At 41.6% G+C, this 20,514-nt stretch carries 20 protein-coding genes; 14 read left to right on the top strand and 6 right to left on the bottom strand.

Going from position 1 to position 20,514, the window contains the following annotated elements; translation table 11 throughout:
* The first annotated feature begins 59 nt into the window (after nucleotides 1-59).
* The 7 genes from AC1DQW_RS05970 (at nucleotide 60) to AC1DQW_RS05940 (ending at nucleotide 7,674) form a co-directional block, all read left to right on the top strand.
* Nucleotides 60-2,861: a TonB-dependent receptor gene (locus AC1DQW_RS05970; RefSeq protein ID WP_477453242.1), complete on the top strand. Its 2,802-nt coding sequence runs from the start codon at nucleotides 60-62 to the stop codon at nucleotides 2,859-2,861.
* Entirely contained in the window at nucleotides 2,852-3,661 is an 810-nt protein-coding gene (locus tag AC1DQW_RS05965) for a DUF4249 domain-containing protein (protein ID WP_477453241.1), read from the top strand. The genes AC1DQW_RS05970 and AC1DQW_RS05965 overlap by 10 nt, the downstream gene beginning before the upstream one ends.
* A 683-nt stretch (nucleotides 3,662-4,344) precedes the next feature.
* A complete protein-coding gene (locus AC1DQW_RS05960; protein ID WP_477453240.1) occupies nucleotides 4,345-4,950 on the top strand; it encodes a hypothetical protein in 606 nt (201 codons plus the stop codon).
* A 67-nt stretch (nucleotides 4,951-5,017) separates the two neighbouring features.
* Nucleotides 5,018-5,521: a hypothetical protein gene (locus tag AC1DQW_RS05955; RefSeq protein ID WP_477453239.1), complete on the top strand. Its 504-nt coding sequence runs from the start codon at nucleotides 5,018-5,020 to the stop codon at nucleotides 5,519-5,521.
* 15 nt (nucleotides 5,522-5,536) lie between these two features.
* Nucleotides 5,537-6,199: a hypothetical protein gene (locus AC1DQW_RS05950; RefSeq protein ID WP_477453238.1), complete on the top strand. Its 663-nt coding sequence runs from the start codon at nucleotides 5,537-5,539 to the stop codon at nucleotides 6,197-6,199.
* Nucleotides 6,184-6,999: a sensor histidine kinase gene (locus tag AC1DQW_RS05945; RefSeq protein ID WP_477453237.1), complete on the top strand. Its 816-nt coding sequence runs from the start codon at nucleotides 6,184-6,186 to the stop codon at nucleotides 6,997-6,999. Before AC1DQW_RS05950 ends, AC1DQW_RS05945 begins: the two co-directional genes overlap by 16 nt.
* Before the next feature lie 6 nt (nucleotides 7,000-7,005).
* Nucleotides 7,006-7,674 carry a response regulator gene (locus AC1DQW_RS05940; protein WP_477401829.1) on the top strand — a complete coding sequence of 223 codons (669 nt, stop codon included), beginning with the start codon at nucleotides 7,006-7,008 and terminating at the stop codon, nucleotides 7,672-7,674.
* A gap of 53 nt (nucleotides 7,675-7,727) precedes the next feature.
* Here the strand turns inward: AC1DQW_RS05940 and AC1DQW_RS05935 are convergent, their stop codons facing one another.
* Entirely contained in the window at nucleotides 7,728-8,090 is a 363-nt protein-coding gene (locus AC1DQW_RS05935; RefSeq protein WP_477453236.1) for a hypothetical protein, read from the bottom strand.
* 295 nt (nucleotides 8,091-8,385) lie between these two features.
* Between AC1DQW_RS05935 and AC1DQW_RS05930 the strand changes: the two genes are divergently transcribed.
* The 4 genes from AC1DQW_RS05930 to AC1DQW_RS05915 all read left to right on the top strand — a co-directional run bounded on the left by AC1DQW_RS05930 (nucleotide 8,386) and on the right by AC1DQW_RS05915 (nucleotide 12,696).
* Nucleotides 8,386-9,177 carry a CHAD domain-containing protein gene (locus AC1DQW_RS05930; RefSeq protein WP_477453235.1) on the top strand — a complete coding sequence of 264 codons (792 nt, stop codon included), beginning with the start codon at nucleotides 8,386-8,388 and terminating at the stop codon, nucleotides 9,175-9,177.
* A 126-nt stretch (nucleotides 9,178-9,303) separates the two neighbouring features.
* Nucleotides 9,304-9,984, top strand: coding sequence for a vWA domain-containing protein (locus AC1DQW_RS05925; RefSeq protein WP_477453234.1), 681 nt, complete (start codon nucleotides 9,304-9,306; stop codon nucleotides 9,982-9,984).
* Nucleotides 9,981-10,763, top strand: coding sequence for a PP2C family serine/threonine-protein phosphatase (locus AC1DQW_RS05920; protein WP_477453233.1), 783 nt, complete (start codon nucleotides 9,981-9,983; stop codon nucleotides 10,761-10,763). The genes AC1DQW_RS05925 and AC1DQW_RS05920 overlap by 4 nt, the downstream gene beginning before the upstream one ends.
* A complete protein-coding gene (locus tag AC1DQW_RS05915) occupies nucleotides 10,744-12,696 on the top strand; it encodes a protein kinase domain-containing protein (protein WP_477453232.1) in 1,953 nt (650 codons plus the stop codon). The genes AC1DQW_RS05920 and AC1DQW_RS05915 overlap by 20 nt, the downstream gene beginning before the upstream one ends.
* Nucleotides 12,697-12,721: 25 nt before the next feature.
* Here the strand turns inward: AC1DQW_RS05915 and AC1DQW_RS05910 are convergent, their stop codons facing one another.
* Both AC1DQW_RS05910 and AC1DQW_RS05905 read right to left on the bottom strand, forming a co-directional pair.
* Nucleotides 12,722-13,825 (bottom strand): acyltransferase, encoded by a 1,104-nt coding sequence (locus AC1DQW_RS05910; protein ID WP_477453231.1) that lies wholly within the window; start codon nucleotides 13,823-13,825, stop codon nucleotides 12,722-12,724.
* Between the two features lie 239 nt (nucleotides 13,826-14,064).
* Nucleotides 14,065-14,928, bottom strand: coding sequence for an ice-binding family protein (locus AC1DQW_RS05905; protein ID WP_477453230.1), 864 nt, complete (start codon nucleotides 14,926-14,928; stop codon nucleotides 14,065-14,067).
* 757 nt (nucleotides 14,929-15,685) lie between these two features.
* Here AC1DQW_RS05905 and AC1DQW_RS05900 point away from each other — a divergent pair.
* A complete protein-coding gene (locus tag AC1DQW_RS05900) occupies nucleotides 15,686-16,093 on the top strand; it encodes an acyl-CoA thioesterase (RefSeq protein ID WP_477453229.1) in 408 nt (135 codons plus the stop codon).
* Between the two features lie 238 nt (nucleotides 16,094-16,331).
* Here the strand turns inward: AC1DQW_RS05900 and AC1DQW_RS05895 are convergent, their stop codons facing one another.
* The 3 genes from AC1DQW_RS05895 to AC1DQW_RS05885 form a co-directional block, all read right to left on the bottom strand.
* Nucleotides 16,332-17,441 carry a hypothetical protein gene (locus tag AC1DQW_RS05895; protein WP_477453228.1) on the bottom strand — a complete coding sequence of 370 codons (1,110 nt, stop codon included), beginning with the start codon at nucleotides 17,439-17,441 and terminating at the stop codon, nucleotides 16,332-16,334.
* Complete coding sequence (locus tag AC1DQW_RS05890; RefSeq protein WP_477453227.1) at nucleotides 17,441-18,076, bottom strand: ABC transporter ATP-binding protein; 636 nt, start codon at nucleotides 18,074-18,076, stop codon at nucleotides 17,441-17,443. Before AC1DQW_RS05890 ends, AC1DQW_RS05895 begins: the two co-directional genes overlap by 1 nt.
* A 113-nt stretch (nucleotides 18,077-18,189) precedes the next feature.
* On the bottom strand, nucleotides 18,190-19,170 hold the full coding sequence (locus AC1DQW_RS05885; protein WP_477453226.1) for a D-alanine--D-alanine ligase: 981 nt from the start codon (nucleotides 19,168-19,170) through the stop codon (nucleotides 18,190-18,192).
* A 251-nt stretch (nucleotides 19,171-19,421) separates the two neighbouring features.
* Between AC1DQW_RS05885 and AC1DQW_RS05880 the strand changes: the two genes are divergently transcribed.
* On the top strand, nucleotides 19,422-20,213 hold the full coding sequence (locus tag AC1DQW_RS05880) for a PASTA domain-containing protein (RefSeq protein WP_477453225.1): 792 nt from the start codon (nucleotides 19,422-19,424) through the stop codon (nucleotides 20,211-20,213).
* Nucleotides 20,194-20,499, top strand: a complete 306-nt coding sequence (locus AC1DQW_RS05875; protein ID WP_477453224.1) for a rhodanese-like domain-containing protein — start codon at nucleotides 20,194-20,196, stop codon at nucleotides 20,497-20,499. Before AC1DQW_RS05880 ends, AC1DQW_RS05875 begins: the two co-directional genes overlap by 20 nt.
* The last annotated feature ends 15 nt before the right edge of the window (nucleotides 20,500-20,514 follow it).

Here is a 20,514-nt window from a genome sequence, read left to right as displayed (position 1 = left end):
TTTTATTTTAGGGCATTAAAAATAGGGTGCAATTTCGGCACAAAGAAAATACACCCCTGATGAAGAGATTTTCCTTATTGTTATTTATTAGTATCGGTTTAGGTCATTCGGCTGTACAGGCGCAGCAAACGCAGAAAAAATTGAAAGACATCATTGTTAACCATTTTTTTGCATGCCCGCTCGATCAGCTGTTTGATACCCTGGCCATGAACTACCAGGTACGTATTGTATTTGACCGCGACCCGCTGAACGCCATGGATGTGGTGGAACATTTTTTTGAAGAGCCGCTTAAAGATGTAATAAAACAGGTTTGCAGAGAAAATGATCTGAAATACTGGATTGAATCTAACGGTACTATTTACATCCTCCAAAATACCGACGACCTGGCAAGGCTTAAAAAACTTAACCAGCTATCATTGCAGGCTGCCAACGCCAAAATAAAACGCCATAAGCGTGACGATGATGAGGACGAGCCCAAACTGGTACCCAAACACTTTATGGTGAGCATTAACGGGCGGGTGGTTGACCAGTTAACCGGCGAGTCGCTCCCTTCTGCCACCGTTCGGGTCCGTAACACCGATCTGAATACCATGACTAATGCCGAAGGTTATTTTACCTTTCTTAGGGTGCCATCCGATACCTGCATTGTTGAGGTATCATATGCCGGTTATCAAACAGATTTTTTCAAGCTCAGCAGCGAAAAGATCAATTCAACCCTTATCTGTGGCATGTACTCATCATTAAACACCTTAAATGAAGTTAGCATCACCGGTAAAAAAAGCGGGGTAATGAATACCGATAGCAGGCAGGTGGGCGTATTACAGCTTTCGCCGGCCAACCTGGATAAACTACCAACCACGGGCGATAAAGACATCCTTCGGGCATTTCAGCTGATGCCGGGGGTAAGCGGCACCAATGAATCATCTTCGGGAGCTTATGTTCGGGGCGGTACGCCCGACCAGAACCTGGTACTGCTGGATGGCTTCACGATTTACCAGGTAGATCATCTTTACGGTTTCTTCAGCGCCTTTAATGCCAGCGCGGTAAAGGATGTACAGCTATACAAAGGCGGCTTTACCTCCAAATACGGTGGCAGGCTATCAAGCGTTACCGAAATTAATGGCAAGGAAGGTAACAAGAACGAAACCAATATGGGAGTAGATCTGAGTCTGCTGAGCGCGAGCGGCTTCCTGGAAACCCCGCTATCAGATAAATCATCCCTGCTGCTGGCCATCAGGCGATCATACCAGGGACCTTTTTACAACAAAATATTTAACCAATTTAACCAAACCACTAACTTCCAGGGCGGTGGCGGAAGTGGCCGCCGCTTGGGCCGGCCGGGAGGCGGCTTTGCCAACCAGGTAACGCCAAGCTCGTTCTTTTACGATGCCAATGCCAGGTACACTTACAACATCAGTCAAAAAGATAAGGTTTCTGTAAGCTATTATTCGGGTACCGATAAAACCGACAATAGCCGCGACCTGGGCCTGCCGCCGGGTTTATCATCATCGGGCGCCGGTATTGGTATTACCGATTATACCAAATATGGCAACCTGGGCAGCAGCATCAAATGGTTTAGGCAGTGGAATAAAAAACTGTACTCCAATAATTACATCACCTACTCTTCCTATTTTAACGATCGTAACCGGGGTAGTTCGGGCGGGTCATTGCTGGACAGTAACGGGATAGCGCATACCTTCAGCAACAACACTATCGAAAACAATAACCTGAAGGATGTTGGCTATAAATCTGAATGGGAATGGCAGGCCAGCAACACTTATAAATTGCTGTTTGGCGGACTTATTTCTTATAAGAAGATAGATTACGAATACACCCAGAATGATACCAGCAAGCTGATAAATCAGCATAACAATGCCACACTGGAGGGTGTATACGCCGAGCTCGCTATCGACCCAAATAACAAGCTGCATTTACAACCCGGTATACGCGCCAGCTATTACAGCCCTACAGCAAAACCCTATTTTGAACCTCGCCTATCGGCCAGTTATAACCTTACCGATAGGTTCACCGTGAAGGGGGCCACAGGCCAGTTTTACCAGTTTGAAAACCAGGTGATTCGCGAGGATATACTGGCCGGCGACCGTAATTTTTGGGTGCTATCCAACAACAGTAATATCCCGGTAGGCAGGGCAAGGCATTTTATAGGTGGTGTGAGCTATGAAACCGACGAATTTTTGATAAGCGTGGAAGGTTATTATAAAACCCTGAGCGGCCTCACCCAATATACGGTAAGGCAAACCCAAACAGGCGGCCGCTTTATTAATCCAAACACCACCCAAACCGTAACCGAAGACTTTTACCAGGGCACAGGCCGTGCCAAAGGTGTTGAAGTGCTGGTGCAAAAAAAGATGGGTAATTATACCGGCTGGATAAGCTACACCCTGGCCAAAGCTCAAAACAAATTCAGCGCCTTTGGTGATTATTACTACGATGCCAACCAGGATGTGAGGCATGAATTTAAATCAATCAACATGTACCACTACGACAGGTGGAACTTCGCGGCCACATTCCTGTTCAGTACCGGCAGGCCGTACACCGCCCCCCTATCAACCTATACTATTAAAACGGCCGATGGCAACAGCACAACGTACCTTAATATCAGCGACAAAAACGGCGAACGTCTGCCAGCATATCATCGTTTGGATATGTCGATATCTTACGACTTGCTGAAGATAGACGGGCATAAGATAGGCTCCATAGGACTCTCATTTTTTAATGTTTACAACCATACCAATACCTGGTACCGCGAGTACCAGATGCAAAACAACCAGGTGATAACCACCAACGTTAATTACCTGGGCTTTACCCCCAACCTTACTTTAAGTTTAAGATGGAAATAAGAACATACATCCGCCATATAGTATTAAGTTTAATAGCAGGCCTGTTTCTGCTGGCATCCTGCAAAAAAAATCAGTCGGATATATTAGCTACCAACAAACCTGTGGTTGAAGCCTACCTTATTCCCGGCCAAACATTAAGCGTAAAAGTTTACCAGCAAAAAGATCTTGCCGACACTACAACGTATGGGGCCGCGCTTACCGGTTTAAGCATCAGTGTATCTGATGGCAGCCAGCGTGTTAAACTTACCGAGTCGGCAAGCGGCACCTATACCTATGCCAGCTCATCGTTTGTAGCCAGTGGTAAAACCTATACTATGCAGTTTAATTATGATAATGTGACTATCAGCGCCAGCACGGTAATGCCTGGCAAGCCGCAGAATTTCACCATATCTGATAGTATTTTTCATGTACCCAGCTCTATCAACCCGCTTTATGCCGATGTGGTAAGGGCAACCATTAGCTGGTCGAACCCGGATTCATTATACCACCTGTTGGTATTTAAAAACCTTGATAACGACCCCTATTATATATCGTACATCCGTAGTAATAACAGGCCCAGCTTCCAGATCAATACGGAACAGGCCTCTTATTACAACCTTCTGCAATCGTCATTTAACTATTACGGCCATTACCAGGTGATCCTCATGCGGGTAAATAAAGAATATATCAATATCCTCACCACCAATATATCGCGCAATTCGCAGGCCCTGGTTAACGAGCCTACTAACGTTATTAACGGGCTTGGCATTTTTACCGCCATGCAAACGGATACTCTAAGTTTGAGGGTTACAACGCAGTAGGTACCTCATTTATCTTTTTGGATTTACCATGGTTAACAACTACTGTTATGTTAATCGTGTAGTGACGGATAGTTTTTAGCCGAAAGTCTTAAGTTCTAAGTAAAAAAAATAAATCTAACTTTTGACTCAAGACTTAGTACTATTAGCTTAACACTATGATAACGATATTCTGGGGAACGAACTTATTCACGTAATTGTGACCCCGCAAACTATAATAGCCGCATTACTTTGTGCAGGCTGTTTATAACCTGTTTACTATATTAAAGAAAAAATAGCAAATCGATATTAAAGATTTATATATACAATCACCTTATTTAATATAGCAACTTTTATTTACTTATTTCGTAAAAGTCGTTGAAGAATTATTTCTTAATAATTAAGAAAAATCCTTTATTTGTATAAACCAAAGTTATAATGTAAACCCAACTATTTTTTTACTTATTGTAATTAAAGTTGTTTGCGCTGTTTTAAAACTCCCCTATAAACAGCGTCTCACACGCCTGAAGTCTGCTTTTTATTTTATAAAAGCAGGTAAAAATACCTGTTTCCAAAAAGGGGATTTTTTACTCATGCCCTGGCGCGGTCAGTTAAATATATTTGTATTAATAGTTAAGAAATATTAAAATAAGTTATAAGTTTAAAAACCAATTACAACAAGTATTAAACACCTAAATTATTAAAAAATGGGACAATTCGCTTCGGTTACAAACTTAACTATGCCCGAGATTGTGGCATTGGTTGTGCAATCAGTTAAAGATACCACACTGGCACTTTCTGATTTAAATGTTATTATACAAGGGCTTACCCCCCGTTCGTCTGACGCACCACCACCAACCTATTCTAACCTAGAGCTGGCAGTACCGGCTGCGATTTTGGCTGCGGAGAGCGATTCAACTTTTATTTTTAATGGACTATTTCCCACCATTACACTCCCCTCTTCGTCGCAGGATGCCGGTGTGGTATTAGGCTATAATGTAAACGGAAACATCCAGGCTTTAACAACGCAAATTACGGTCGACCTGATTAACTGGGGCGTCCAGGTCCCGGCCGATGATGTTGCTTTAATAGCCGCCAGCATACAAGGCCAGGTTGATAACAGCGACCTTACACCATCAACAACATATGGGCAGGTAAATATTGCTGATAGTAACCAGCTTGATGAAGTTTTAGGCTGGGTGGCATCATTTGGCGTGTTCCGCACCGGTTACAATCCCGATGGTAGCATTAACCAGGCTGTTATTTACAGCTTTTGTGCGGCAGTTGGCGTACCCGAAGTTGTAACAATTTAAAAGACCTAATGCTATTATACTTTAAACCAGTTAACTTAAAATACAAACCTAAAAAAACATTATTATCATGAATAACATCGAAAGTACAACTTCTGGTCAAAGTGCTGTAAGCAGCAGATCATCATTATCCGATAAACCCCGTATTCCGTTGGCCGAGGCAGTATCAAGAGCCGAAAACTGGCGTAACCTGGTGGTTAATTTGCCTGCGGAAAGTACATCAGAGTCGATTGATGTATCCAAACAACGCATTTTTAGAGCTATTAATATTAACATTACCGATGTAAAGGATCTGATGGAAGATCATCCGCAAGCCAAATCAATCAGGCTTTATTTAAGTTTGCAGGATCCCGACTATCCTTACCAGATCACCGGTATGCTGGTGCCGGTTGATGCCAACAACCATGATATGCTAACCAAAAAATCGGTGAGTGAAGGTTTAATGAGCGAGGGTGAAATAGTAAATAGCGCAAGTGATTCAACCATTTACGATTTCACACAGCCTTGCCCAGCCTTGTGCGATACAGCAAGCCCGCTATTTAACAGCACCAATAGTTTAGAAAATTATATATAAACTAATAAGCATATTATGCCTTCAGCCAAATTTATCTTTGTGGGCTTAATTGTTCCGGTTTCCGTTTTAATCCCTATCAGTTTTGCTGTTTTTAAATATAAGCATGCTGATAGGGCACTTTTGCTCATCTTTTATTATTTATTACTGGATGGTTTGGTTAATCTGCTGGCAGCATTTCTTGCCGATAGGAGGATAAATAATCTTCCGTTGTTACACATATTTACCGTATTGGAATTTTTGCTGCTTTCATTTTTTTATATAAAGATTTTAAAGGAGGCATTGATCCGTAAAATCATCTGGTGTTTAATGGTGATATTTCCGCTGATCTGTATAATAAATTTTACTTTTTTCCAAAGCATTTTCCGTTTTAATACCTATACCAGGCCTTTTGAGGTGTTGATGGTGATGGCCTATAGCCTGGCTTATTTTGCCCAGATAAATGAAGCCGACAACGAAAAAAGATGGAGCAGCAACCCCTTAAACTGKATCAATACCGGGGTGCTTTTGTATTTTTCGGGAGCATTGTTTGTGTATTCCTTTTCTAATTTAACTGTTGCCTATATTATAAGCCCCAAATATTTCTTACTTAATCTGTTAATATGGAATATACATGCCGCCTTACTGCTGGCTATGTATCTTTTGTTTTCGTGGGGGTTTTATATATGCAGAAAGACGTAGGCGAAAATATTTATGTGCTGGTAATTATGTGTACTGGAGGTATTGCCTTATTGGTGATATCATTTGTTATTTTGTTTATACGTAATCAAAACAAGCTGCTGCAACAACGGGAAAGTTTGCACCAGGTTGCTATGGACCATCAAAAAAATCTGCTCCATGCTGTAATACACTCCCAGGAGGAGGAAAGAAAACGCATTGGCCGGGATCTGCATGATGAAGTTGGCGGTTCGTTATCAAACCTAAGAATGCTGATTAACCGGCTGAATAATAATGATGTTGCTGAAAATGATGTGCTGCAGGCGGGGTTTTATAAGCAGCTGATAGATAAGATCATTGAAAATGTGCGTAACATATCTCATAATCTTTCGCCGCCGGGCCTTGAGTTGTTTGGATTTTCGGAAGCGTTGGAAGAAATGAGGGACGTTATAAGTAAGGGACACGATTCGCTTATTTCTATAACCAACCATGCGGCCATGTCAACAGACACTTTACCTAAACACGTTGCACTGGCGCTGATAAGAGTATTGCAGGAACTGGTTACCAATACACTAAAGCATTCCGGGGCTAATTATATAGGTATATCACTTTTCATGAAAAACAATTTGCTATCTATTCATTATACCGATAATGGCATCGGTTATAATATGGATGATAAAAAATTAAAAAAAGGCATGGGCATGCAAAATATCGAGAGCCGGCTCATGATGATCAATGCAAGGTATTCGGTTAAAACACGCGCCGGTGAAGGTTTTTCGATGTTTATTTACCTTGACCCTCAAAAAGACATCGGCCCAAATTAATATGATATGAAAAAGATCCGTATTGTTGTTGCTGATGATCAGACCCTATTCCTGGAAGGGCTGGTTAATTTACTGAGCACCAATCCCGAATTTGAGTTGGTTGGTCATGCCGAAAACGGACGCGTTTTGCTTGAGCAGCTCAAAAACCAGGCTACACTGCCCGATATTGCACTGATAGACATGAATATGCCTATCATGAACGGGGTTGAACTGAATGCAGTTTTACATCATAAATATCCTTCCATAAAAGTTATTGTACTATCGGTGCATGGCGAGGAGCGGTATATGAGTAAAATGATTGAAGCCGGGGCATGTGGCTATCTCAAAAAAAATTGCGAAGCACATGAGCTCTTTCAAACAATCATCAATACCCACCAACTGGGTTTTTATTTTAACCGGGAAGCTGTTAATGCCATGAGGAACGCGGCCCATCATCGGAAAGCAGGTATTCAAAATCTAAATAATATCCCTATATCATTAACCGAAAGGGAATCGTTGATATTAAGGATGATCTGCGACGAATTAACTAATACCGAAATAGCAGACAAGCTATTTATCAGCAGCCGCACTGTTGATGGGCACCGTACCAATTTACTCGCAAAAATTGGCTGCAAAAACACGGCAGGCCTGGTCATATTTGCCATCAAATACGGCGTTTTTGAAGTGGAATTTTAAATTTCTGAACCTTCTTATTTTCTAAGCAGTGTTTGTAAGAGAAGCAATGAACATTAATTAGCTGCCCGGCTCAGTCTACAATGTACCTTGGAGCCATTCAAAATAATATTCATGCCAATGGAGTCAGCATAAACAATACCTTTATGAGGAACATCCCGCCCATTCACAGTAACCTTAAAATGCAGCCCGCCGGTATCCAGCTTCCCTTCCTGGATGGAGAACTCGCCGAGCTTACTTTTGGTCGTACCGGCAACGGAATCGCCAAGCAGGGTAAAATTATAGGTTAAGGGATATACCCTGCCATCGGCACCTATCAGCTTACCGGTCCATGTGCCCGAGAAATGGGGTAGCGTGGCGGAAAGTAAGATTACAAGGCAGGCAACGGCTTTAACAGCAATAAGTATGGTCCTTTTCATCAATTGTGATTTGGCAGGTTGTTATCAATAGTTTAATACCTACAAAAATAACATTTACTGTTTCATCCGCAATCCGTGTTTTCACGGTATTTGTACCCCGCCAAAATTTCGGTTTAAGTTTCAATCGCCCCATTTGTTATAGATTTATTGCAATTAAAAGCCGCAAGCGTCTTCAAGTATACAGCTGTTTTTAGTATATTACATTTATATTAATTAATTTCACATAAATTGTTGTAATTATATTGTAAATCAATGCATTGCCTTTAAGCTTTGTGCATGCTGCTTTAATATTGTTATGAAAAAAAAGGAAGAAATAAAGTACATTGATAAAGAATGGAAGGACATGAAAACCAGCCTTGAGTTGTATTTAAGCAACGAAAGGCCGGAAGACCTGCATCATTTCAGGGTACAGGTTAAAAAATTACGCGCCTTTTTTATATTATCGGATAGTGCAAAACGTCATCCCCAGTTAGCCAAACACTTCTTACCTGTGCGTAAAATTTTTAAACAGGCTGGCGAGATCAGGAACGCTTATATAAACCTGGAATTGGCTAAAGCTTATAAAATAGATAACCAGGAATTTTTAAACAGCCAGCAGTTGCTGTTTGATGAAGCTAACGAAAAATTTAAAGCGAATGCAAGCACGTATTTAAAAAAACTAAAAGACTCTCATCAAACGCTTAAAAGAAAAATAAAACCCATCAGCGATTGGCATATCAACCAGTTTTACTTGCATCAGCTACATACAATTGCAGGCTTGCTCACCATACCTGAGTTTGACGATCGGTTACACGATTCCCGTAAACAGATAAAAATTTTAATTCACAATCATAAAATAGCCCATACAGCACTACATACAGGTATAAACGGCGACTATTTAGACCAGGTGCAAATAGCCATAGGCGACTGGCACGATAATGTGCTGGCAGCGGAGCTGTTTGCCGGTGATAAAGCAAAAAGCAATGTCGCGCTTAACAAATTAAAAAAGCAGCTTGCAAAGCTTAAAAATAAGGTAACCGATGTCATCACGGATTTTTATAACAGGGCAACAATTGTGGTTGACTTACCTGTTGAACAAATAAGCTAAAAGTCAAGGCGGCATTACGGCCTCCTTTCGCAATAAAAACTTAGTATCCTTCCCAAAACCAAGGCTCACCCCTGCTGGTTTCCAATTTTTCGTAATTTAGCGTTTTATAAAAAACAGAAATATTATATGAGTATGGATGAATATGTTTCGTTTGAACAGATCCCCTTTGGTTCGGATGATTTCGCCAACAACCCCGAGTCGAGATGCCCTTGCCTGTTGCTGTTGGATACCTCTGGCTCTATGGGTGGGATGCCCATACAGCAACTTAACGAAGGTGTATTAACCCTCAAAAACGAACTGGTGCAAGATTCTTTAGCATCAAAAAGAGTGGAGGTGGCTATTGTTACCTTTGGACCGGTTAACCTGCAGTCCGACTTTACTACCGTTGATAACTTTTTTCCCAAAACCCTTACCGCCGAGGGAGATACCCCTATTGGTGCAGCCATTACCATGGGAATTAATATGATTGCGCAACGTAAACAAGTATATAAGGAGAATGGCGTGGGCTATTATAAACCCTGGATCATCCTAATCACGGACGGCGCCCCCACTGATAGCTGGTCGCACGCGGCGCAGCTAATCAAAGAAGGGGAAGAAAAGAACGCCTTTGCCTTTTTTGCTATTGGTGTAGAGGGTGCAAGCATGGATACGCTGAGCAAGCTATCTGTTCGCAGCCCTATCAAATTAAAAGGACTGATGTTCAGGGAGTTTTTCCTGTGGCTATCCTCTTCTATGAAAATGGTATCGAGTAAAAATCCGGGCACTCCAACCAAATTACTGCCGCCATCAGGCTGGGGAGAGGTATGATCTGGAAGGTAATTGCACAAAGCGTTATCGGTACATCACACATCGCGGCAGGAAAAACCTGCGAGGATGCAGTGCATTTCAGCCTGGCAGAATTGCCGGGCGCTGATGAGGCCCTCATCTGTTTTGTGAGCGATGGCGCCGGCAGCGCCGCCTATGCCGCCGAAGCATCTGCTTTAGCTGTACAACAGGCTACCGACATTATGTACAACTGGATCCTGGCTGAAAAGCACATAGACGACGCAGCTTTAATTGAACTTGCCGAAACGATATATGACCGGCTGGACGCGCTGGCGACAGAAAGAGATGCATTGCTTAATGAATTTTCATGTACCCTGCTGGGCTTTGTAATACTGCCCCAAAAGGCTTGCTTTATGCAGATAGGCGACGGAGCTATTGTACGCAATGATGGCAGCGGTTATTTTACGCACCTGTGGTGGCCCCATAATGGCGAGTACCAGAATACCACTACTTTTTTGATAGATGACCCGAACCTGCGGAACCTGAAAACCAAGGTAATAAACGAAAGCATTACCGAGGTAGCCATTTTTACCGATGGATTGCAAATGCTGGCCCTGAACAATGAAACCGAAACCGTTCACCAGCCCTTTTTGAATGACCTGTTCAAAGTGCTGCGGATGGCAGAGCGCCCGGAACACATAGAGATCCTGAACAATAAATTATCCGGTTACTTAGCCGGCGATACCATTAACAGCCGCGCCGATGATGATAAAACATTGCTGCTGGCCACCCGATTAACACATGGCAAACCAGGCATATAAGGGAGCTACAGATACCCCTTACCTGGCAGGCCGCCAGATTGGCGAGGGCGGTGAAGGCACTATACACGAAGTACAGGGCAACCCGGCGCTGGTGCTTAAAGTGTACAAAGAAGCCGTCGACCGTGACAAGGCGGAAAAACTGCTACACATGGCCTCCATAACCGATGCCGAACTGACCAAATTTGCGGCCTGGCCTTTGGATGTGATCCGGGATGGCGGGGGCAGGGTATCGGGCTTTGTAATGCGAAAGTTGCTGGGCTTTGTTCCCCTGCACATGTTGTTTAGCCCGATGGACCGTAAAAAACTGTTCCCCGATAAAGGCTATAACTTTTTGGTGCATGTGGCCCGCAACCTGGCTACAGCCTTTCACAAAATACATCAGCTGGGTATAGTGGTAGGTGATATCAATGAAGCCAATATATTAGTGAACGGAACCGGTATGGTGGCGCTGATAGATTGCGACTCGTTCCAGGTAAAAAACGGAAAGCGTTACCATTTTTGCGAAGTGGGCATCCCAAGGTATACTCCGCCCGAATTACTGCAGATGCGATCATTTGAGAACGTGGTGCGTACGGTAAATACAGACAGTTTTTCTTTAGCAACCCTCATTTTCCAGTTGTTGTTTATGGGGAGAGCGCCTTTTACAGGGGTTAACCGCAGTAAAGAGGATTTTGAGGAAGACCAGGCAATCCGGCAAAAAGAGTTTGCCTACTCGCTGCACAAAACCAATAAGAAACTGACACCCGCACCTAATAGTTTAAACCTAAAGGATTTTACACCGGGTCTTATCAACTCTTTTCATGCCGCATTTGATGGCACAACACCCAGGCCCACACCAAGACAATGGGTGGTCGATCTGGAAGAACTGAACAGGGAAATGATCAATTGCAACCGCTCAAGGCTGCATTATTATTCAAAAACTATGCAGCAATGCCCCTGGTGCGCATTCAGGGACAGAGCCGGGATTGTTTATTTCATGGAGGATAGCCACCTGAAAGGCATCCCCGAATTGCAGGATATTGAACAATTTGTGAATGGTTTTAAGCTGGAAAACCTGGAAATAAGGAAACTGGCAGACACCTATACTTCAGGCACGATAAAGGCCGCCCCTGTGGAGCAAAAGTTTAAAACCCTTGCTTACATCAATATAACCATACAAATCATTACTTTACTGGTTACATTAAGTGTTAGCATGACGGAGAGTTGGTGGTTTGCTTTTGCGGGAGCATTATTCCTTTTGCTGTATAACACCATGGCGCCTGCCCAAAAACAACTTAAGACCGAACTCAAAAGCAGGAAAGCCAATCATGAAATCTTAAAAAACCAGTTCCAGGCGCTGGTAAAAAAGCACAACCAGCCAACCGAGCTAAACCGCTATAACCAATCGGCAAAAAAGCTGACTGACCTGATCACGGCCTTCCGATCGTTACCGGCAGATTTCGCGGCTAAAAAAAGGATGATCGAGGAAAAATATTATAATATCAAATACCAGGCACACCTGCTGCAATTTGATATCCGTAACTACCCTATCCCCTCCTTTGGTACGGCGAAAAAGCAACTGATCTTTACCAATGGAATCCGCACAGCGGCAGATATGTATAAACTAAAAACCCATAAGATAAGCGGCATCGGCCCCAAAAACATCCAGTTGCTGCTGGATTGGCAAAGGCAAATGGGATCTGGTTTTACTTATACACCGGATACAGAGGCAATCGACCGGGAGATCAATTTCATTGCTAACGAGATCTACATCAAAAAACGCAAACTGGAAAACGACATTAAAACCGAATACAAGGGATTAGCGACACTCAGAGCAAGTATTATCACCGGCACCGGGTTATTGGAGCGGCAATATCTACAGCTCGGCACAAAGCTATACCAATCGCAGGTTGATCTTGAGGCTTTTGAAAAGATTGCAGGAAAATGGTTTTAATACTACTCAACTGTGCTTCCTCCTTCTACCCTATTACATGTTTAACCACGGGCAATTTGCTCATGGCATAAATCAACAGCCACGATAACAGGAAACACAATAAAGCTATCAGGGGAATACTTAATATGGGGGTAAAAAGTGTATAATTAATATCGGCCAACTCAAGCAAGGTCAATATTAGGGCATGACTAAGGTAGATGCCTAGCGTATATTTCCCTGCGTTATCGAAGATGCGCCTGATTGCCGGGTTTAATTTGATCACAGTATATTTTGCCATTATAAACGCACATGTCGAAAGTATCACTATAAATGGACCTATGGGTTCATAAAAAAAAGTGCTTAGTGCATTATCCTTTACCTGCAGGTAATAAGTTCCCCAGGAAATTAAAGCAACAAGGCCGATAAATAACAAACCCGCAATAACCGGTAATGCACGCAATTTAAAGCGTTTGTAAGTGAGGTAATGACCAAGCACCAGGTAGCCTATATAACCTGTAAAATTATGAAGATCAACGGCTGTGTTAAAAACACTTAGGTATGGAGTGCTTAACAGCATAGCTAAAAACCAGATAGACAGGAAGTATAGCAGTTCCTTTTCGGTAGCATTACGTACAAATTTTCCCAAAACCGGAATAAACAGGTACAAACCTATCAACAGGTACGCATACCATAAATGATAAAAGCTACCGGTTTGCAACTGGTGTAATACCAGTTTAAGATCGGCGCCAATATTGCCGTTAAACGCAATCTCTTCGTTATATAATTTGTAGCCTATATAAACCAGGCTCCAGAAGATAAATGGCAAGATGAGCCGGCCGACACGCTTTTTTAAAAAATCACCTAATTCATACTCCCGGTGGAGTGATAATGCACCGGTTATCATCACAAAAACCGGTACCGAAAAACGCACCAACGCGTTGTAAATATCGCCTATAAGCCAATTCTGTAAAGGGGTACCTTTATATGCAAAAAGCAATGGCGAAGCTGTATGTAACACAATAACAGCAAACATAGCTATCAGCCGTAAATTATTTATCCAGTTAATGTTTTGTTCTTTATGCTGCAAAACGGCTTCGCTAAATTTCATCGGATAAACATATGCAATATTTTGTTTGAGCGGATATTTCATTTTTATTTTGCAGGTCTACGTTACAATTAATACTGTTTCCTTTCCATCACATTAAAAGCCTATTCCCCTCTCCCACTTTAAAAATCCAAATTTTACTATAGCTTAATTTTTATATAACATAAAACGAGGCTGTATCATAACCATGATCCAGCCTCGTTTTATAGTGATTATACTCCTGCGCTAATATTGTTTTGTAAACTATAATTCGACGTCAGCGACTTCGATTAGCGTAAGTATTATCAAGGTTTAACTGTATTTGCAATCATAGTAACCGCCGTTTGTGCAAATAATTTGCCTGTAACTTTAGCGCCTGTATTTAAAGAAATCAGTGTTTTACTGATAATAATGCCGCTGAATTTGGTATATGTTCCAAGTGTAGCCTTACCGGAAACTACCCAGAAGATGTTTTTGGCCTGGGCTCCGCCTGTCAAAGTAATGATGGCGCTATTGTTTACGGTAAGGTTTTGTGCAATCTGAAAAACCCATACATCATTAGGTCCCCCATTTAAAGTTACACCTGCATTTGTTATTAAAACTCCTGTACTCCATTTGTACAAGCCGGCAGGTAAAACTTTGCCGCTGATATCACCTGCGTACTTATTAACTAAAGGTGAAGGAATTGTTATTCCATTGGCCGTGGTAAAAGCTGTTTTCATATCGTTTACAGCTGTAGTCATTTTTGCCGGTGTAGGAACCGCATAATTGGGTGCATAAACCTTTCCTGTTACAATGGATGTATGCGAGGATTGATTATTGGTATCCATTATTAATCCAAACCCGGTTATTGCAGTGGAAGCAATTGGGCTTGTGCCTATATCACCGGTAACCGAGGTAACGCCCGTAGTACTAATACCTGTTGCTGTTAAAATTGTAAAATAATTTGCTGTTTTAAGGTCTATTGGTGCAAGGCTGGCAGTTGCTGCTAAACTTGCCGACAATGAGGAATCTGGAAGCGAAGTTGTTGCTACTTCAGCATTTTCCTTTTTACATCCGGCTGTAAAGACAACAAGCAATAACATTAATGACCAAATGATGTTGAACCGTTTATTGTAGTTACGATGCACCTGGGTACTGTTTTCGGTAAAATTGTTTTCTCTACTCATAATTAATGAATTAAATAATGGTGATTTTTTATACGCTAAAAACGTAAGGTTAAAATTCAGAAGTTTACAAATCTGCCTTTCATTTGCAGCAGAAGAGCAAAGCGAGTGCCTGCAATTTGGACCGAATCAATACTTTTTATTTAAATAACTTAATTATTATTTAATAATATTTCCCAAATCAATCATTCAATGGTTGTTAAGTCTATAAAGTATAGAAAAGATCAATTTTGATTTTTTGCAATAGTTAGATTGGACAGGAAATAATAAACAACGCGGTTAATTAACTCAATAGTTATTACTGCTTTATTTTATTACTCAATCAATCGCCACTATTTCGTTTGAATTAAAACCAGGGAGGTAAAATTTATTTTAAGGGGCCCGATTGCTATGTATGAAATAATAAGCGTTCTATAAAGATATTGGGAACGGTTAATTTAACTTTCAAATTGATTATGATTAGTATTGAGGATATACTGTAGGCATTGAACTAAAATTGCATTAAATGCTATACGCTATTTAAAATGAGACACCTATGGAAATATTTTTTCAAAATTGGCCGTAAAAATAGAAGCATTGATATTGTAACGTATTGCAAATGCAAATCAATAATGTTTAATATCGGGTGAAATATAAAGCCGTTTTAAATTACTCCGGTAATAATATAGTGCATTTCATTTTTTAATTTTCGTGTGTTGTCGTACTTTTAACACGTTCAGGAGTGAGGCGTAGTTTTTACTTTTTGAATTTTAACTTTTCTATGTATTCTACTTTCGAAACCGAATTACGTGTACGTCCTGATGATATCGACATGTTTCAGCATGTGCACAACAGCAAATACTTTGACTATGTGCTGGCTGCCCGTTACGACCAGATGGAACGGTGCTACGGCATGGCCATGGAAAAATTTATGGAGCGCGGTTTTGGCTGGGTAGTGCGTGTTGCCCATGTTGATTATAAGCGCGCCCTCGCTTTGGGCGATTACTTTATTGTAAAAACCGGGATTGAAGCCATCGACGATAAAGGCTGCCGCGTAGCCTTCTCTCTCCGTAACAAGGCCACCGGCAAAGTATGTTGCGATGGCTATTTTGATTATGTAATGATTGATATGGCAACCGGCCGGGGTACTAAGATCCCGGAAGATGTGATTGCGCAATATACTGTGTAATGGACAATTTTAAGTTAGCAGTAACGCGGAATATTGACATTGCGTGAAGACATTGGCAATGCCCGCAGCCCGGGCTGTACGCTCATACTGCGCGGGCCTTAGCCAAATTGGCCGGTATCCGTTACCATCCCTATTGCGAAAAAATTGCCTGAACCGTGATTCATCGGGTTAAGAGATTACCAGGATTTTTTATTAAATTGTATATCCCTTTAAAAAAACACTCACCACTCACCACTCACTACTCCTTACTCACCATCCCCTGGTAACTATAATAGTTAAAGTAAAAAAACAAGTAGGCGATTCCCAAATTCAACGGTATCAACGCCCATAGTAAGCGGAACATGATCACCCAAAACAGGATTACAAACAGGCCCATTATCCATTGAATGTATTTATCCATATTTAACCCGAACCAGTACAGCAGGCTATGGAATAACATAGAGGTACTTAAACCGGCAAGCAGCAGCTCCGCAGCTATGAGCGGGTTAAACCTGCTGAACAGCCAAATGCACTCTGGCAGTAGAAAAAAGGAATACACGCCCACAAAATTAAGGAACAACCAGAATCGGCTGTAGGGCAGGTTACGCGAAAAGCTGAGGCGGGTTTCTTCAAAGCGGCGGGTTTCAAATATTAAAACAACGTGGGCTGTTATTACCGCAAGTATCGCTATGCCCGCTACACGCAGATCTGTTTTAACATCGGCAAACAAATAAAACACGCCGGTAATAATAAGCCATGATAAAGCTTTGGTTACAAAATACTGGATTTTAAGTCTATCAAATACGTGATAGATATACAAGCTAAAATACGGTTTGCGCCACTTGCTACTCAGTTTTAACAATAGCGATTGCTTACTTCCATCAATCAAACGATTTAACTGGTGTGTATACAACAAAGCGCTGCAATAAATTATCCCTGCTATAAACAACAACACAATTACAGGCATTATATAATAATGGTGCCTAAGCCCTACCCCAACTGTCAACAGTGCATAAATGATGATTGGAAGCAAAATATATGCTTGTGTATAAAGCCAGCTTTTTAATTGTTCATTTCGGCTTAAAGCGTTGCTGCTATAAAACAGGAATTGCTTTTCGGGCGCAAACAATTGTATCAACACGTAATGCCAGCTTTTAAATACATAAATAAGCCATCCGCCAAAAACCAGCATCAGCATTACAGGACTACTGCACATAGCCATCATCAACGATTCATGGTAACTGATGAGCATATTACCAGGCACGCATCCCACCATAATAAAAAATACGAACAACAATATTGGCGCATGCACCTGGTAAAAACCATTGGCAAGTACTTTCAGCAACACGTTAGTTAACGGCCGCCCCATTATGTAATGAATTTTAGAGTTTGTTCCTCAACCACCAGCTCACGTGCAACAGGCAGGGCATCATGCTCCAGTGTTTGATGTGAGGATAGCAGGAAACTGGTCCCTTGTTCATTATAACGTTCGGCAATCCAGTTATTCAATATCTTTAATGATGCAGTATCAATAGTGATAAGCGGTTCATCCAACAAAATCAATTTGGGGTTGCCCATAAAAGCCAGAACCAGCGAAAGCTTTTTGAGCATTCCGCTGGAGTAAGTACCCAGCGGCTGGCCTACATAGGCTTGCATTTGCATAGTTTTTATGTAGTGCTGCTCCTGCCCTGCCGGCGCATCTTTGGCCTGGGCAAACAAGGCAATCATTTCGGTACCTGTTAAAAACTCCGGAAACACAGGCTCGGCCTCGGCAAAGTTTACCAGTTTGCGATAAGCCACCGGTTGTTTTTTTATGCTGATACTGTTATCAAGCAAAATATCGCCCTCAAATGATAAAATACCGGCAATGGATTTTAACAATGTGCTTTTACCTGACCCGTTAACGCCTTTTATCCAATATACGCCTGGATTGATGGAAAACTCATCAATTTTAAGCGCCGGAAAACCACCATACAGTTTCTTGAATTTAATAAATTGCAGCATTGCTAATTGGATAAAAAAAGGGCCGGCATTGTTACAGGTAAAATAAAAAAGACGCAAATATGCGTCTCTATATTTTTTATTAAATTTCGAAATCGAACCTCCGATTTCCGAAATCAAATAGCTCCCTCAATCAAAGATCCATAAAACTCACCAACATTCATACCGGCCGCTCTCACTTGCTGTGGAATCAAACTGTTTGCAGATTGACCCGGCGTAGTGTTGATCTCAATAAAATAAAAATCATTGGTACCATCAAGCAAAATAAAATCAACCCGTACCATCCCCCTGCAGTTCAGGCGGATGTATACTTCGGTCACTATTTCGGCTATCAGCTTATTTTGCTCTGCAGGCAAATCTGCGGGGGTTATTTCTTTGGTTACCCCCGATGTATACTTAGCCTCGTAATCAAAAAAATCTTTAGTGGTAAGTATCTCCGTGGCCGGCAAAACGGTTATTTTACCGTTGAGGCGGGCAATGCCAATGCTAAACTCGCGGCCTTTAATAAACTCTTCTACCAGGATCTGCTCATCTTCATGAAAAGCCTTTTTCAATGCATCAGGCAATCCGGCTACGTTATAAACCTTACTCATACCCACACTGCTTCCTCCATTATTTGGTTTAATGAACAGCGGGAATTTCAGCGTAGCAGCAATAATGGCCACGTCATGCATATCCTTCTCAAACAACCGCATAGAATGGGCAGTATGTAAGCCATGTATCCCATTCACAATAGTTTTGGTATAAGCCTTATTCATGGTAATGGCCGATGTGGTAGCATCACAAGTATTATAAGGAATACCCAGCATATCTAAATAGCCTTGAATCTTACCGTCCTCGCCAGGGGTGCCATGTATGGTAATAAATGCAAAATCAAACTTAATTTTTTCTCCGTCTATAGTAAGGCTGAAATCATTTTTATCAACATCAACAGTTCCGTCTGTAATTTCATGAAACCACCTGTCGCGGTTTACATATATGGTATAAACTTTATACTTTTCGGCATCAAGATTACCGGCTATATTTTTCGCACTGTTAACAGATACTTCATACTCACCGGTAAAGCCACCGGCCAAAAGGGCTATATTTTTCTTCATATTTGGGATTTCGGATGTTGGATTTGGGATTTGCTTTTTCAAATGCCCAATTCGATTTCGAAATTAGAATAATAGTCTTAAATATTCTTAATTGAAATTATAAATTCAAAATTTTTAAATCCGAAACGGCAAAGCCATCTTGAACACCAATAAAATCGACGACTGTGAAAAATCGAACATCCGAAATCCGAAATCCAAAATAATCACTATGTTTGATACTTATTTGACTGTAATTATCCTTATATATACTGATGAGCAAATTTGGGGCTTACTTAAAAACAAAATCATTTCGTTATAACCTTATAGGCGCTATTGTTACTGTAATAGTGGTTGTTTTAATAGCCTTTTTTAGCTTGGGATATTATACCAACCATGGCTCGGGCATACCTGTACCAAAGCTTAAAGGCGAGAAGATAGACAGGGCTATGGCCTTGTTAAAAGAGCAAGGATTTGGCTATAAAATAGATTCTGTTTATGTACCAGATGCCGAACCCGGCACCATAGTGGAGCAGGATCCGGATGCCGGAACCAATGTTAAAGAAGGACGTGTAATATACCTTACCATGGTAACATTACAGGCACCTCCAGTAGCATTGCCCGACCTGGAACAAAGCACCTACCGCGAGGCTACGGCTACCTTATCAAACTATGGTTTAAAAATTGGCGATACAACCTACCGTTCAGACATTGCGCGCGACCGGATCCTGGAAGTTCGTTATGGAGGTGAGGTTATAAAAGCGGGTTTCAAACTGCCTAAAGGTTCAAAGGTTGACCTTGTATTGGGTGATGGCGAGGGAGCCAGTGAAGTTGAGATACCTGAATTGATAAACCTTGATCTTGATGCCGCGCGTTTTGCAATAAAGGGTGCAGGCCTATCTGTTGGTACTATCACCTACCAGGGAACTATAACAGATTCGACCAATGTGGTGGTTTCTGGCCAATACCCTATGAAAACCGATTCGTTAAGTAAAACCAGTATAGGTACACGTATTAATATTACGGTTATACAAGGTACAAAAACTGATGCAGCCCCAACAAATTAACGCAGCAGAACTGCTTGCCCGTATAAACATCGGCGAGCGTTTAAATTTGATAGATGTACGCGAAGCTATTGAATACCACACCTTTAATATAGGAGGTAGCAATATCCCGCTATCGGCCCTTGCCGATAGCATAAATAAATGGGCTTACAACAAAACAGACGAGTTAATCGTTATCTGCAAAGTTGGTTTACGCAGCCAAGCCGCGCAAACACTATTACTGCAAAATGGTTATCAAAACGTTAAAAACTTAGCTGGTGGATTGATGGCCATCCAAAAATTAAAATAATTACTATTCACACTT

This window comes from Mucilaginibacter sp. P5_A4, from assembly GCF_056400605.1.
Note: the sequence above shows the minus strand (reverse complement) of the source record. Positions and strands in the feature narration are given on the sequence as shown.

Coding starts and splice junctions, on each gene's coding strand:
- AC1DQW_RS05920 (WP_477453233.1), top strand. CDS start 9,981: ATGATCTGGAAGGTAATTGCACAAAGCGTTATCGGTACATCACACATC.
- AC1DQW_RS05940 (WP_477401829.1), top strand. CDS start 7,006: ATGAAAAAGATCCGTATTGTTGTTGCTGATGATCAGACCCTATTCCTG.
- AC1DQW_RS05960 (WP_477453240.1), top strand. CDS start 4,345: ATGGGACAATTCGCTTCGGTTACAAACTTAACTATGCCCGAGATTGTG.
- AC1DQW_RS05885 (WP_477453226.1), bottom strand. CDS start 19,170: ATGAAGAAAAATATAGCCCTTTTGGCCGGTGGCTTTACCGGTGAGTAT.
- AC1DQW_RS05905 (WP_477453230.1), bottom strand. CDS start 14,928: ATGAGTAGAGAAAACAATTTTACCGAAAACAGTACCCAGGTGCATCGT.
- AC1DQW_RS05880 (WP_477453225.1), top strand. CDS start 19,422: ATGAGCAAATTTGGGGCTTACTTAAAAACAAAATCATTTCGTTATAAC.
- AC1DQW_RS05955 (WP_477453239.1), top strand. CDS start 5,018: ATGAATAACATCGAAAGTACAACTTCTGGTCAAAGTGCTGTAAGCAGC.
- AC1DQW_RS05970 (WP_477453242.1), top strand. CDS start 60: ATGAAGAGATTTTCCTTATTGTTATTTATTAGTATCGGTTTAGGTCAT.
- AC1DQW_RS05930 (WP_477453235.1), top strand. CDS start 8,386: ATGAAAAAAAAGGAAGAAATAAAGTACATTGATAAAGAATGGAAGGAC.
- AC1DQW_RS05875 (WP_477453224.1), top strand. CDS start 20,194: ATGCAGCCCCAACAAATTAACGCAGCAGAACTGCTTGCCCGTATAAAC.
- AC1DQW_RS05895 (WP_477453228.1), bottom strand. CDS start 17,441: ATGGGGCGGCCGTTAACTAACGTGTTGCTGAAAGTACTTGCCAATGGT.
- AC1DQW_RS05910 (WP_477453231.1), bottom strand. CDS start 13,825: ATGAAATATCCGCTCAAACAAAATATTGCATATGTTTATCCGATGAAA.
- AC1DQW_RS05900 (WP_477453229.1), top strand. CDS start 15,686: ATGTATTCTACTTTCGAAACCGAATTACGTGTACGTCCTGATGATATC.
- AC1DQW_RS05945 (WP_477453237.1), top strand. CDS start 6,184: ATGCAGAAAGACGTAGGCGAAAATATTTATGTGCTGGTAATTATGTGT.
- AC1DQW_RS05915 (WP_477453232.1), top strand. CDS start 10,744: ATGGCAAACCAGGCATATAAGGGAGCTACAGATACCCCTTACCTGGCA.
- AC1DQW_RS05925 (WP_477453234.1), top strand. CDS start 9,304: ATGAGTATGGATGAATATGTTTCGTTTGAACAGATCCCCTTTGGTTCG.
- AC1DQW_RS05935 (WP_477453236.1), bottom strand. CDS start 8,090: ATGAAAAGGACCATACTTATTGCTGTTAAAGCCGTTGCCTGCCTTGTA.
- AC1DQW_RS05890 (WP_477453227.1), bottom strand. CDS start 18,076: ATGCTGCAATTTATTAAATTCAAGAAACTGTATGGTGGTTTTCCGGCG.
- AC1DQW_RS05965 (WP_477453241.1), top strand. CDS start 2,852: ATGGAAATAAGAACATACATCCGCCATATAGTATTAAGTTTAATAGCA.